Raw genomic sequence first — 14220 nt, 5'->3', positions numbered from 1 at the left:
GTCGGCTCGACCTGGTCTCAAGAGAAGTGGGTGTGGCTTCCGTTGACGACTTTCGATCGTGTGGAATTGACTGCGAGTCAGCGAGGCAACTGGGTGGCTCGGAGGCTTGCTCCCGAGTCCTCGGTATTTTGCGCGGGTCAGCTGATCTGGCTGAACGGCCCGGTCGATCCGGCCCTGTTCGCGTCCTCGGTCAGTGTTGTTTTCGCAGAGACCGACGCGTTGCGGGTACGTTTCGGCGACGACGACGGTGTCCCTTTCCAATTCGTCGACACCGCCACGACACTCACGACAGAGATCGTCGACGCCGGCCACGGCGACGACCAGATCCGGGTGCTGGCCCGCGAACAACTCACCGCAGCACCAGCCACCGCAGCCGGGGAACCGACGACGAACTCGGCCCTTGTCCGTCGCGAGAACGGCACCTGGGCATGGATCCTGATCACCAACATCCTGCTCGTTGACGGCTACAGCATTTCTCTGTTCATCCGCCGCGTCTTCGAGGTCTACTCCGCGACGCAAGCCGGCGATTCGGTCCCGGACCGCTGGTTCGGCACCCTGAAAAACATCACGAACACCGACAAGCGCAACGATTCCAGCGCAGAAGTAGCCGAAGTAGACGTCACGTACTGGAGCAGTGTCCTCGGGGTCGAGAACACCAGCCAGGTGGAGGACTTGTCGGAAGTCTTCGTATCCTCGAGTCAACCAGTTGTCGTCCCGATACCCGACGACACCTACTCGAAGGTTCAGCAGTTCGCCCGTACGGCACGGGTCTTCTGGACCGATTCCCTGATCGCGCTGTGGGGCGTCTACACCGCTCTGGTCGACGGTCGTGACTGTGTAGCGGTCCGGGTTCCTCTGATGTTGCGCGACGATCGCGAATCGCTGAAAACACCGAGCGCGATATCAAGGGCAATCCCGGTTGTCACCACGATCAGCCCGTATCACATGTTTGCCGATGTTCTTGAGGTCGTCGCGGGCCAGTTGAAGACTTCCCGCCGTCACGCAACTGCCGAAGATCACCAAATTGCCCGTTTGTGGCCGAATGGTCAAGCGTCCTATCTCGCACTCCCGACAATCAACATCAGACTCTTCGATTCAACGCCGCGCCTGGGCGACATCGACGCGATCCCTGAAACGATCAGCACCGGCCCGGTCGGATCACTCGACCTCGCGATCTACCGCCACCCCGATACCGGAATCCGGCTGGAGCTGTCCACAGGATCCGCCACGAGCGATCCGCTCTTGCACGCCGAACAATTCAGCGGTTTCCTCAACGCCGTCCTCGACGGGTCCCCGGCCCAGACCCTGCACGAACTGAGTACCGGATTCACACCCGATGCTGATGGTCCGGATCCGTCGTGGGCGCAAGGCGAGACGCTTTATATCGCGCCGGTGTCGGTGGACGTGTCAGTGACGGTGGACGCGCTGGTGCGCCGTCGGGTTGCGGCTGATCCGGACGCGGTTGCGGTCGTCGCCGACGACGGCATTGAACTCACTTACAGCCAGTTCGATGCACGGGTCAACGCTTTCGCTCACCTTCTGATGGATGAGGGCGTGCGGGTTGGGGACCGCGTCGCGATCGCCATGTCGCGCTCGGTCGACCTGGTCGTGGCGCTTACCGGAGTGATCCGCGCGGGAGCGGCCTACGTGCCGATCGATTCGGGATACCCCGCGGAACGCGTCAGGCACATCCTCGACGACGCCGCACCCAGCGTCGTGATCACCGACCAACACACCGCCGAAGCACACAAAAACGCACTGGGCGAACATCCCGCACCACTACTCCGCATCGATGACCGCGACATACAGGAGCATCTGGCCACCGGCCAGAAAACCGCCCCTGCTCTGACGCGGCCGCTGAATGACCTCGACGCAGCTGTCGTGATCTTCACATCAGGGACGACAGGCAACCCGAAAGGCGTTGCCGTTTCGCACCGTGGTCTGGTGAACCGCCTCGTATGGGGTCAGCGAGTGCTGGACTACAAGTCAGATGATGTGGCGCTCTCGAAGAGCGGTGTGGGTTTTGTCGATGCTGTGACCGAGTTGTTCGGGCCGATGATCGCCGGTGCCCGAATCGTGGTCGTGCCCGCGGAAACGGCGCAGGATCCCGCCGGCCTGCTCGGCACCATCGTCCGACACCGCGTCACACATTTGCTGACCGTGCCCAGTCTGGCCGATGTCCTCGTCCGTCACGACGGCGCACGCGCAGCGCTGACCACGGTCCGGTCTTGGGTTTCCTCCGGTGAAGCGCTCACCCCGGGCACTGCGGCCCTCATGCGAACGACCGCACCACAAGCAATAGTGCACAACTTCTACGGTTCAACCGAGGTCACCGGCGACGGCACAGCGGCCATCTTCACCGACACCGAGAACACCCCGATCGGTGCACCGGTCGCGAACACGAAAGCGCACGTTCTTGACGCGTGGCTGCGTCCCGTACCGGCCGGTGTCGCGGGAGAGCTGTACCTGGGTGGAGTGCAACTCGCGGACGGATACGTCGCACGCCCGGGCCTGACCGCTGACCGATTCGTGGCTGATCCGTTCAGTGACGACGGCGCGCGGCTGTATCGCACCGGCGATGTCGTGCGGTGGAATTCCCAGGGGCAGTTGGAGTACCTCGGCCGCAGTGACGATCAGGTGAAGATACGCGGGTACCGGATCGAGCCCAGTGAAATCCGTGCCGTCCTCGAACAACACCCCGCAGTATCGGGTGCGGCCGTCACCGCCTTGGACCATCCCGCCGGCGGAAAATACCTCGCCGCGTACATCACCACGACCAGCACCACGGACGCTGAGGATGCAGCGCTGTTCGACACCCTGCGCGAGCATCTCTCACGGTCGCTGCCGGACTACATGATGCCCACAACCTTGATGCGCCTGGACCGATTCCCCGTCACCGCCAACGGGAAGCTCGATCGCCACGCGTTGCCGCAACCAGACCTGACCGCGGGTGCAGCCGATGGCCGGCCCCCGCAGACCGCCACCGAGATCGCCCTCGCCGGCATCTTCCACGACGTACTGCACCTCAACGACAACACCAACCTCGGCGTGGACAGCGACTTCTTCCGCCTCGGCGGGCACTCGCTGCTCGCCGCACGAGTCGTCGCACGCGCCAACGCACTGCTCGGCGCCGCACTCACACTGCGCGATGTCTTCGACCACCCCCGCATCAGCGAACTCGCCCGAATCGCCGACACCACCACCGCTACCACCGAGACATCCAGCACACGAATCGGCGAACTACCCCGCCCAGCCGTCCTACCAGTCTCATACGGACAGCAAGCACTCTGGCTGATTGATCAGTTGGGTGGGCCGGGTGGGCGGTATGTGGTGCCGGTGGTGCTGCGTTTGGGCAGCGGTCTGGATCCTGATGTTCTGATCACGGCGGTACGGGATGTGGTGTCTCGTCACGAGGCGCTGCGCACGCTCTTGGTGGAGCAAGACGGCACGCTATGTCAGGTCGTCATTCCAGCGAACGAAGCGGCCGACAGGCTCTCTCTGCTCGTTGAGGATGTCACGGGTGTGGATGCTGCCGGGGTGGATGCGCGGGTGGGCGCGGTGGTGCAGGCCGGGTTTGATCTCGCGGTCGACATCCCGATCCGTGTCGCGCTGCTACGCGCCGGCGCTGACGACTGGGTGTTCGTTGCCGCGGTACATCACCACGCCGTGGATGAATGGTCGTTCCCGTCGCTGCTGAGCGACCTGTCGACCGCTTATCAGGCGCGGGCCGCAGGGCAGGAGCCGGGATGGACGCCGTTGCGGGCCCAGTACGCGGACTACGCGATCTGGCAACGCGACGTCCTGGGTGAGGCGTCGGATTCGCGTTCACTGCTTTCCAGGCATCTTGCCTATTGGCGTGACGAACTCGCGGATGCGCCCGAGGAGTCCACGATCACGCTGGACCGGGCCCGACCGGTGGCACCGACCCACCGCGGTGCGGATCTGCGGTTCACCATCGATCCACAGGTCGTGACCGACTTGCGTCGGGTCGCGGCCGAGCAGGGCGTGAGCATGTTCATGGCGCTCCAGTCCGCGACCGCGTTGACCGTTTCGGCGCTGGGCGCCGGTGCGGATGTGGTGATCGGATCACCGGTCGGTGGACGCACCGAGGACGGCCTGGAAGACCTGGTCGGATACTTCGTGAACACACTGCCGATCCGACATCGGTTCCACGCCGGTGATTCGGTCACCGACGTTCTGCAGAACACCAGACGAACGGTACTCGGCGGGTTCGAGCACCAGGCCGCACCCTTCGAAGAAATCACGCGTGCGCTGGGCACCGAGCGATCCGTTGGCCGTAACCCCCTCTTCCAGATCATGCTCACCCACCGCGTCGCTGACAGCCGCCGCGCGAACGGCCTGCGCATCGGGAATGTCACGACGACACCGAGTCCCGCGGCGGTAGGCGCGGTCAAGACCGATCTCGACCTTGACATCTTCGATTCGCTCAACGATCTGAAGGGGAAACTCTCTTACGCGACCGATCTGTTCGAGGGTGCTACCGCTGAGCGGTTTGTCGCCGTCTTCAAGTCGGTGCTGGAGACGATCGCTGCCGGTCCAGAGGCGCGGGTCGGTGACATCGACCTGTTGCCCGCACCGGAGTCGCGACAACTCGATGCGTGGTCGTGTGGTGAGACGCTCGATGTTCCCGGGGCGACTCTCGACGAGTTGGTGCGCCGGCAGGTCGCGGCGAGCCCGGACGTGGTCGCGGTCATCGCTGATGACGGCACTGAACTCACCTATGGCGACCTTGATGCGCGGGTCAACGCTCTCGCCCACCTCCTCGTTGAGAAGGGCGTGCGGGTCGGGGATCGGGTCGCGGTCGCACTGCCGCGCTCGGCCGATCTGGTGGTCGCTCTGGCCGGGGTGATCCGTGCCGGGGCGGCGTATGTGCCGATCGACCCCGACTACCCCGCCGAACGCGTCAAGCACATTCTTGCGGACGCCGAACCACGTGCGGTGATCACAGACCGGCACACCGCCGCTGTTCATCATCACGTGCTCACCGATCATCCTGTGCGCATCCTGTTCATCGACTTCATCGACGACGAATTGGTGCGGCAACACCTCGATGCCGGCATGATCGGCCCACCGCGGGTCTCGCGTCCGCTGCTCCCGGCGGATGCCGCGTACGTGATCTTCACTTCCGGCACCACCGGACGCCCCAAAGGCGTTCAGATCACTCACCGAGCAATAGTCAACCGACTGTGGTGGATGCGTGATCTCTACCGGATCGGTGCGCCGGACCGGGTGTTGTTGAAGACCCCGTTCACGTTCGACGTGTCGGTGTGGGAGTTCTTCCTACCGCTGGTCACTGGCGCAGTGGTGATCGTGGCGCAGGAGGGCGGACACAAGGACCCGCAATATCTGCTCGAAGTGATTGATCGTCGCGCGGTGACGATCACTCATTTTGTGCCGTCGATGCTGCAGGCCTTCCTCACCTCGGACCCGGACCGGACGTCGGTGGATTCGGTACGCCGAGTGTTCTGCTCCGGCGAGGCATTGCCCGTGTCTCCCGCCGCCGGTGCCGTCGCGCTGTTCGAGAACGCGGAGTTGCACAACCTCTACGGGCCGACGGAGGCGGCCGTGGATGTGACCGCTCACCCGGTGGTCCAGGCCGAACTCGTCGATGCGGTGGGGGTGCCGATCGGTGTTCCGGTGGCGCATACGACGGCGCGTGTTCTTGACGCGTGGTTGCGTCCGGTGCCGGTCGGTGTGGCAGGTGAGCTCTACCTGGGCGGGGTACAACTCGCGGACGGATATGTGGCTCGCGCGGGCCTGACCGCCGGCCGGTTCGTGGCTGATCCGTTCAGTGACGAGGGCGCACGGTTGTATCGCACGGGCGATGTGGTGCGGTGGAACTCCCAGGGGCAGTTGGAATACCTCGGTCGCAGCGATGATCAGGCGAAAATACGCGGGTACCGGATCGAACTCGGCGAAATCAGTGCCGTCCTCGAACAGCATCCAGGAGTGTCGGGTGCGGCGATCGCGACCTTCGATCACCCGGCCGGCGGAAAGTACCTCGCGGCCTACGTGACCACGGCCAGTGCCACGACGACCGAGGACGCGGTGCTGTTCGACGCACTGCGTGAGCATCTCGCACAGTCGCTGCCGGACTACATGGTGCCCACGACGTTCCTGCGCCTGGACCGATTCCCGGTCACGGCGAACGGGAAACTGGATCGCCGCGCGTTGCCGCAACCGAGCCTGGCTGCCGGCACAGCCGACGGCCGGCCGCCGGAAACCGACACCGAGATCGCCCTCGCCGGCGTCTTCCGCGACGTACTGCACCTCAGCGACGACGTCGAACTCGGCGTGGACAACGACTTCTTCCGCCTGGGTGGCGACAGCATTTCCGCGGCACGACTCGTTGCCTGCGCTCGTGAGCACGATCTGACGTTCAAACTGTCCGAGGTGTTCGTGCGACGGACTATCGGCGCCCTCGCCGCGCTGCTCGCGCCGTCGACGCACAGCGCCATTTCGGCCGAGCCGGATCTCGTGCCGACTTCTGCTGCCCTGGAGCGCTTGCGCGAGGCTGGCGCCGCGCCCGATGAGTACGTCTTCACCGAGCTCATCAACTTGCCCGCGCGGTCGACGAGCGAATCGGTCGCCTCGTCGTTCCGCTCACTCGTCGCCAACACGGACGCGCTTCGCCTGTCAGTCGACGCCACCGGCCGGCGGCTCTGGTTCACCTACCTCCTACCTCCAGAAACAGTCCAGCCCCGGACCGTGGAGCTGACCGCCGACGCGAACGTCGACGTGGACGCAATCAGGTCGGCCGCCATTGATCTCGTCGACATCTCGACCGGTCACCCGGCTGCCCTCGCATTCACACACAACCCCGAACAGACGGTTGCGGTGCTCGCCGTCCACGCGGCAACCGTCGACCGAGCCTCACTGCACCGTCTGGCGGAGGCACTTCAGCAGGCAGTGTCCGGCGTAGGAGAAGTGTTCCGCCCACCAGCGCTCGTCCCTGCGCTCGAAGCCATCGAAGCAGCCGGCGACGCGGTCGCCACGGACGGCCTCGATCGCTGGAAGGGCCTTCTCGCCCGAGCCCAGACGATCGACGACGTACCCACCTTTGCTCATGCCACCGTCTCCACCTTCCGCTGGGACAGCTCCCTCACCGAAGGCGTCGTCAGCAAAGCCATCCGCAACGCGCTCCACTCAACAGGAATCGCACCGCTGATCGGCGGCGTGGTCGACGAAGATGTCCCGCTGACTCCCGATGACAACACGATGTCAGTCGGTCCGTTCACCGCGGCCGCCACCATCGCTCTCGACGAGGCCGAGCCGACCAGGACCGCCGAGCTGGCACTGCTGCGCTACCACAACAAGGCCGGACGCCGAGCATTGCGGCGTGCCCCCTCTCCCGCGGTGATCCTCACGCGGGTCTATGGGCCGGACAGCGGGTCACCAACCCCAGAGGGCACCGAGCAGTTGTATCGCGCGGTTGTCCGCTATCACATCGCCCCGGACACGACAACGATCACTTTCCTCGGCTTCGCGGAGAAGGTGGTCACCGATCTCCGAGCAGCTCTGGCAGCGGAAATTGGTTAGGTTAGGCAATGCTAAGGTTTTGATTCTGACCTGCTCGATGAGGAGTCGCCGTGCCGCGTCGTGCCCGCCCCACCGTCGTACACACCATTGTCCTGCGGGAGTTGGAGGTGGCGCGGGTTGTCGATGTCACTCCCGGGATGCGCCGTGTGACCCTGACCGGTGATCAGCTGGGATCGTTTACCGGAAGCGACGGTACAGTCTTCCCCGAGTTCGCCAGCGAGGGCTTCGACGACAACGTCCGGTTGATCTTCCCGTACCCCGGCGAAAGCGAGCCGGTAGTCCCGGTCTACAAGGACGGCAAGTACAGGTGGCCGGCCGACCCGCCGGCGCTGTGGCGGGTCTACACGGTACGACGTTACGACGCGCAGGCTCGCGAGCTCGACATCGACTTCGTGAAACATGGTGTGGGCGTCGCGACGACGTGGGCGTACCGGGCGAACCCCGGCGATCGCCTCCACGTCGGGGGACCTTCGGTCTCCACCAAGCGGCCCGAAGGCTACGACTGGTACCTCGTTGTCGGCGACGACACGGCCATTCCGGCGATCGACCGACTGCTCGGGGAACTGCCCGACGAAGCACAGGCCGAGGTCTACATCGAGGTGGCCGAGGAGTCGCACCGGATCGACTTCCCGGAACGCCCCGGTGTCGAGGTGACCTGGGTCGTGCGGAACGGACTGGCAGCGGGATCCGAGCCATTGCTGCTGCGGGCAGTAAGCGAGGCCGGCGGCCGGCGAGAGGGCTCGATGTTCGCCTGGCTCGCCGGGGAACAGTCCGTCGTACGTGATCTGCGGCGGTACCTCGTCGAGGAGCGCGGTGTCGACAAGTCCGACATCGACTTCACCGGCTACTGGCGGCGCGCAGAGGTTGTGGCGTTGGACGAAGACCCCTCCATGCCGGACCCCGAGCGCAACGACGAGGCCTTCGAGAAGTTCCACGAGATGTCCGAGTTGCTTCCGCCGTTGGCGATTCGGGCGGCCGCGAATCTAGGCATCGCCGACTGCATCAGCCGCGGAGTGCGCACCGTACCCGCGCTCGCGCAGCACATCGGCGCGAACGAACGCTCCCTGGCGAAGTTCTTGCGGTACTTGCAGGCGATCCAACTCCTGGAACAAGAAGGCGATGAATACAAGCTCAGTGAGACCGGCGAGTTTCTGACCAACGAGTCCGTGCTCGATCACCTGGTTTCCGGCGGGGTCGAGTTCCGCATGACGCAGGCCTTCCACGGTCTTGAAGCGGCGGTCCGCCACGATCATCCGGTGCTGGAGTCGGTGACCGGCAAAGATTGGGACGCCCTCCGCAGCGATGCGACCTTTGAGCACAAGCGTTTGGAGAACAAGTCCCGGTTCGCGCAGGTACTCGCCGAGCCCCTCGCGAAGTCACCCGTGCTCGGGGGCGTCGGCAAGGTGGTTGTCCACGCGGCTGGTGCGGTGGTCCACGCCGACTACCTCACTGCGGGGCATCCGGAGGCGACGGTGACCATCGTGGCGCTCCCCACCGCGGCGGATTGGTTCCGGAGGGACATTCCGATCAGCATTGCGGATGCGACGCGACGCGACCGGATACGGATTGTCGAGCAGTCGGTGTTCGAAAAGACCGAACCCGCGGACGCCGTACTGATCCTCGACACGCTCGGGCAGTATCGTGACGCGGAGGCGAAGCTCATTCTTCAGCGGGCCGCTGAGAGCCTGAGCCCCGGTGGCCGGGTGCTGTTGGTGGAGGACACTCTCGATCTCGACGAGTTGGACGAACATGACGCAGAACTCGACATTCTGCGGCTGACGCTCCACGGGTCCGGATACCGCACCGGGGACGAACTTGAGGCGGTCATCGCCGGCGCCGGACTCAAAGTGATCGCGACGTCGCTCGTCGGATGGGGTAACACGTTGCGAGTGCTGGCGACGTGACCTGAGGTGGTGGGCCCGCCGAGCAGTCCGGCCGGGTCGTCCACGACGAGCCCGGCGACCGCCCCTACCGCAGGGTCATGAAGCCACTTCGTCACCAGCCTGGAGCTTCTCCATGACCTCGATCCAGTGACCCAGTCGGGAGTCCTCGGCCAGGGTGATGAAGTCGATCCGGTCCACTCCCGCGGTGCGCCACCGCTCCACCAGATCCATGAGGCGCACCGAGTCCATCCCCTGGTCGCGGAGGCTCAACTCGTAGTCGATCTCCGCGGGTTCGAGGTACAACACGTCGGCGACATCGGCGATCAACTGCTCGGTGCTCAGGCTCATCAGGACTCCTCGTTCATTGCTTGCCCAACCTCTTCTGACAGTTCCAGCCGGCTGTGTCACACGGTGGCGATCAGCGCTTCCTCGCCGCTGTACGGTCGCAGGCCGTCGGTCCGGCCCGCGAAGTAGCGATCGGCCAGGTCGGTTGCCGAGACGTGTTCGGCGTGGGCGAAACCTGCTTTCCGTGCCAGTTCGATGATCTGGCCGGGAGTGTAGAAGCCGATGAACGGCGTACCGGCCCGCCGCGCACCCTCCCTGGAGGCTCGCCGAATCTGTACGTCCTCGGGCGCGAGATCTTCGAGATGGCGGAAGAACGTGAGGATCAGCGAGGAGCCGGACGGCAGACTCGCCACCCGCTTGAGGGTCGCCGTCGTGGCCTGTTCGGTCAGATACATGGTGACCCCCAGCCAGGACACCACCGCGGGACGTGAGGCATCGAATCCCGCCGCCTGCAGCCGATCCCACCAGTCGTCATTCGCTTCGAAATCGACCGGAACCAGGCGCAACCAATCCGGGATGTCATATCCGAGTTCGATCAACCGGCTCCGCTTCCATCTCTGCGTCTCCGGCTGGTCGATCTCGAAGACGGTCATGGTCGAGCCCGCATCGGAATGACGCTGAGCGTAGGTGTCCAAGCCTGCGCCGAGGATCACGTACTGATCCACGCCGCGGCTCGCGGCCTGCGCCACCAGGTCCTCGGTCAGCCGCGCCCGCCCGACGACCGTGGCGCGCTTTCCTCGCGAGTCGTCGGGGACCATGTCTCCGCGCTCGCGCCATCCGTCGTCGTCCTGCGCCAGCCGGGCACCCAGCACGTCCTCAAGGACGTGCGGCGGCTCGTCCACCTGTGTGTGCAAGGCGCGCCACAACGCGGTCCGTACCGCTGTGTTGTCCGGCGTGCCGACAGCATTTCCCGTCATGAGTCAGTCCTTCCCGACTTGTTGTTCATGCTCCGTCCGGCCTCCCACGCGCTCCACAGCCCGCCGTACACGCCACCAGCGGCGACCAGCTCGTCATGTGTTCCGGTCTCTATGATCCGGCCGTGTTCCATGACGACGATCCGGTCACAGGTCGCGGCTTGGGAGAGGCGATGCGCGATCACCAACCCGGTGCGACCACGCAGAGCCGCCTCGGCGGCACGGTCCAACAACCCCGCATGGGTGGAGCCGGCCTCGGCGGTCGCCTCGTCGAGGATCGCCAGTTCCGGGTCGGCGAGCAGCAGCCGGGCGAGGGCGAGCTGTTGAGCCTGTGCGTCGGTGAGCGGATGCCCGCCGGTCCCAATCATCGTGTTGAGATCGTCCGGCAGCAGGTCGAGCAGACCGGCTGCCCCGGTGGCGTCCAGCGCTGTGTGGATGTCGTGGTCGGTGGCTTTGGGGGCGCCGAGCGTGAGATTGTCCCGCAGGGTGCCGGCGAACACGTGCGTCTCTTGGGTGATCAACGTGGTTCGGCCGGGCTGGGCCACCGTCCCGGCGTCGGGTAGATGGATGCCGGCGATGACGGCGGCAAGCGTCGTCTTGCCGGCCCCGGAGGCGCCGACCACAGCGATGCGCTGACCGGTGGGGACGTCGAGGGTGAGGTTGTCGAACACGCGGGGGCCGTCGCCGTAGCTGAATGCGACCTCGTGAAGCCGCACGGCGATGCCCGTGTCCGCTGTCGCTGTCGGCTCGCCCGCTTCCTCCGGGATGGTGGCGACCCCGATGATGCGGCTGAGCGATGCGAGGGCCGACTGGATGTCGTCGACGACGTACAGCAGCTCGTTGATCGGCCCGAGCAGGCGCAGGACGATCAGCGTCGCGGCGGTGGCGCCGCCGACGGTGGATGCGTCCGCCTCGATCAGGACGAAGCCGACGACGAGGACGGTGGCCAGGCTCAGACATTCGCCGAGGTTCAGGCGGAGGCTGAGCATGGCCATCACGGTGCGCGCGCGGAGTGTGCGCACCGCGACGACCCAGGACGCGGCCATCACGGTGTGGTGCCGCTGCTCGGTGAGCCCGAGCCCGAGCACGGTGGCGTAGCCGCGCTGGGACTCGAGGATCTGTTGTGCCCGCGCGCTCATCGCTGCGCGTTCGGCGCCGTATACCCGCGGGCCGATGCGGAGATACCAGCGCATGACGAGTACGTAGACGGGCAGTACGACGGCGAACGCGACGGCGTACGGCCATTCCAGTGCCGCAAGCCCGCCCAGCGACGCGACGATGGTGAACGCGCTGACGGTGAGCGCGGGGATCACGGCGGGTGCGGCATCGGCTATGGCGGTGACGTCGTCGCTGGTCCGGGAGATCAGGTCCCCGGTCCCGGCGCGTTCGACGATGTGCTGAGGGAGTGTCATGGCGCGGCCCACGAGCTGTTCGCGCAGCGCGGCGAGGATGGTGTGGTACATGCGGGTGGCGAGCACGATCGTCACCGCGGTGCCGACCGCGCCGAGAACTGCCGAGAGCGCCATGACGGCCGTGACCGTCAGCACGGTGCCGAGGTCGGCGGTACCAGCCTGCACCCGGTCGACGAGGAACCCGATGATCACGGGCGGGATCACGTTGACGCCGGTGCTGGCTATCCCCAGCACTCCGACAGCGGCGAGCCGGAGCCGGTGCCCGCGGCTGAGCCGCCACACCTCCCTGGCTGTCTCCCTGCTGCCCGCGACCGGCAGCGCGTGCCCGGTTGCCGCGGATGTCCCGCTCATGACGTTGTCCTTGCGTGTACCGGTGCGTCCTCGAGCAGGTCGACGACGCGGTCGCAACTGCCCAGCAACGCGGGGGAGGAGGTGATCAGCAGGGTCGAGCGGCCCACGCGGACGTCCCGCAGCCGCTTCGCGATCGTGTGCTCGGTGACCGAGTCGACCGCCGTGGTCGGGTCGTGCAGCACGAGCACCGGCGCGTCGCTCGCCAGAGCGCGGGCGAGCGCGAGTCGCTGGAGCTGGCCGCCGGAGAAGCGATTGCCGTCCTCGCCGACCGGGAGGTCGAGATCGGTGGCGAAATCACCGCAAGCCGCAGCTCGCACCGCAGCTGTCACCAGCTCGGGTGCGGCCCCGGTGGCGGTGAGATTGTCACGGATCGTTCCGCTGAACAGCGTGACCCGGTGCGGCGTGAACGTGACCCAGGAGCGGTACTCCTGCGCAGTCAACTCCCGCGCGGCGATCCCGTCCAGGCGCACCGTCACCTCGCTGCCAGGCCCGCGCGGATCCAGCAGCGCCTCGGCGACGCGGGCAGCGGTCAGGTCGTCGGTGCGCACTCCCACGAGTTCGCCGGGCTCCACCCGGATCATCGCGCTGGGCGTGGACACCTCCAGCACCGGCAGCTGCTGAACCACCGGCCGCGCCGCGTCGTCAGGCTCGGGCGTCACGGCGACGTCGGTCTTCAGCACGTCGAGGATGCGCGCGGACGAGGCGCGGGCTCCGGCGAGGTTGGGTATGGAATCGTTCGCGATCGACTGGATCTGCGGCAGCAGCGCCTGAGCAAGACCGACGGCGGCGATCAGCTCGCCGATGCTCAGCTGCCCGTCCACGGCGAACCAGCCCGCCAGCCCCATCACCGCTGCAACGAAGGTGCCGGTGACCACACCGGAGCCCATCAGAAACCCACCCAGCAGTCCCGCATTGCGCTTGGCGCCGACCAGCGTCTCCTGGCTTGCCTGCCGGTACCTTCTGGTCGCCTCGGCCTCGGCGCGTATCCCCTTGACCACCCGATAGCCGGCCACGACATCCGTGGCCAGTCCGACTGTGGTGGCCAGCAGCCCCTGGTACTCGCGGGTGTCCCGGGACAGCCGCTCGCTGAGGATGCCCATCAACCACACGGCCACCGGCGCCCCCACCAGCACCGCAAGCCCGAGTAGCCAGTGCGTCGTCAACAGCGATACGGCGATGAATCCGATGGTCGTGATCCTCGCGATCGGCATGATCACGAGCTGAACCCCGTTCGCCAGGCGGGCGACGTCGTTGGTCATCAGCGAGACGACGCCGCCGCCCGGCGCGTGGACGCTGCCGCCGACCGGATGAAGTACGCCGGTCGAGAGGGTGCTCCGGAGGCGGTGCTGCAGCAACTGGATCGCATACGCGGTCAGTTGGACAGCGAACTTCGCCGCCACCGTCAACCCGATGTACAAGGCCACCAGTACGCCGAGCCACAGCACCAACTGCCCCGCGTTCCCGGTTGCCAACGCCCGGTCGATCGCAAGGCCCATCACCACTGGGACCGCAGCCTCGCCCACCTGCCACACGATCGCGGCCAGCGCCGCGGGAACGGAGACCCGCCGCACCGAGAGGATCACGCGCAACAGGAATCGACCGGCCGTTGTCCCCGAGCCGGCCTCGAACGGCTGGACCTCGGGCGGATCGGTGGGCGCCTGCCAAAGCACGGGCAACCGACGGGTCAAAGGTCCCCGCCCCAGCCCCAACGGGTCGGAGTGCGAGGCGTTCCTCATGGCCGCCCCCGGTCCGTGC

Annotated in this window: 6 protein-coding genes; 2 read left to right on the top strand and 4 right to left on the bottom strand. The window is 66.2% G+C overall.

The genetic code is table 11. From position 1 onward, the window contains the following. Positions 1–42: 42 nt before the first annotated feature. Positions 43–7560, top strand: a complete 7518-nt coding sequence (locus ACIBEI_RS04850) for an amino acid adenylation domain-containing protein (RefSeq protein WP_398885161.1) — start codon at positions 43–45, stop codon at positions 7558–7560. Positions 7561–7610: 50 nt separating this feature from the next. Next, entirely contained in the window at positions 7611–9464 is a 1854-nt protein-coding gene (locus ACIBEI_RS04845) for an SIP domain-containing protein (protein WP_398885159.1), read from the top strand. A gap of 75 nt (positions 9465–9539) precedes the next feature. Here the strand turns inward: ACIBEI_RS04845 and ACIBEI_RS04840 are convergent, their stop codons facing one another. From ACIBEI_RS04840 to ACIBEI_RS04825, 4 genes are read right to left on the bottom strand one after another with little or no spacing between them, the layout of a single operon-like run. Next, positions 9540–9791, bottom strand: coding sequence for a phosphopantetheine-binding protein (locus ACIBEI_RS04840; protein WP_210587078.1), 252 nt, complete (start codon positions 9789–9791; stop codon positions 9540–9542). Between the two features lie 56 nt (positions 9792–9847). Further along, entirely contained in the window at positions 9848–10705 is an 858-nt protein-coding gene (locus ACIBEI_RS04835) for a class I SAM-dependent methyltransferase (RefSeq protein ID WP_398885157.1), read from the bottom strand. Next, positions 10702–12465: an ABC transporter ATP-binding protein gene (locus ACIBEI_RS04830; RefSeq protein WP_398885155.1), complete on the bottom strand. Its 1764-nt coding sequence runs from the start codon at positions 12463–12465 to the stop codon at positions 10702–10704. The genes ACIBEI_RS04835 and ACIBEI_RS04830 overlap by 4 nt, the downstream gene beginning before the upstream one ends. Continuing rightward, on the bottom strand, positions 12462–14135 hold the full coding sequence (locus ACIBEI_RS04825) for an ABC transporter ATP-binding protein (RefSeq protein WP_398885153.1): 1674 nt from the start codon (positions 14133–14135) through the stop codon (positions 12462–12464). Before ACIBEI_RS04825 ends, ACIBEI_RS04830 begins: the two co-directional genes overlap by 4 nt. Positions 14136–14220: the final 85 nt, after the last annotated feature.

Source organism: Streptomyces sp. NPDC050988 (genome assembly GCF_044456225.1).
In the GTDB taxonomy this organism is placed as follows: Bacteria; Actinomycetota; Actinomycetes; order Streptomycetales; family Streptomycetaceae; genus Streptomyces.
This window is presented reverse-complemented; position numbering and strand designations above follow the sequence as displayed.

Excerpts from the sequence above, each read along its gene's own strand:
- ACIBEI_RS04840 (WP_210587078.1), bottom strand. The coding sequence starts at position 9,791 with ATGAGCCTGAGCACCGAGCAGTTGATCGCCGATGTCGCCGACGTGTTG.
- ACIBEI_RS04835 (WP_398885157.1), bottom strand. The coding sequence starts at position 10,705 with ATGACGGGAAATGCTGTCGGCACGCCGGACAACACAGCGGTACGGACC.
- ACIBEI_RS04830 (WP_398885155.1), bottom strand. The coding sequence starts at position 12,465 with ATGAGCGGGACATCCGCGGCAACCGGGCACGCGCTGCCGGTCGCGGGC.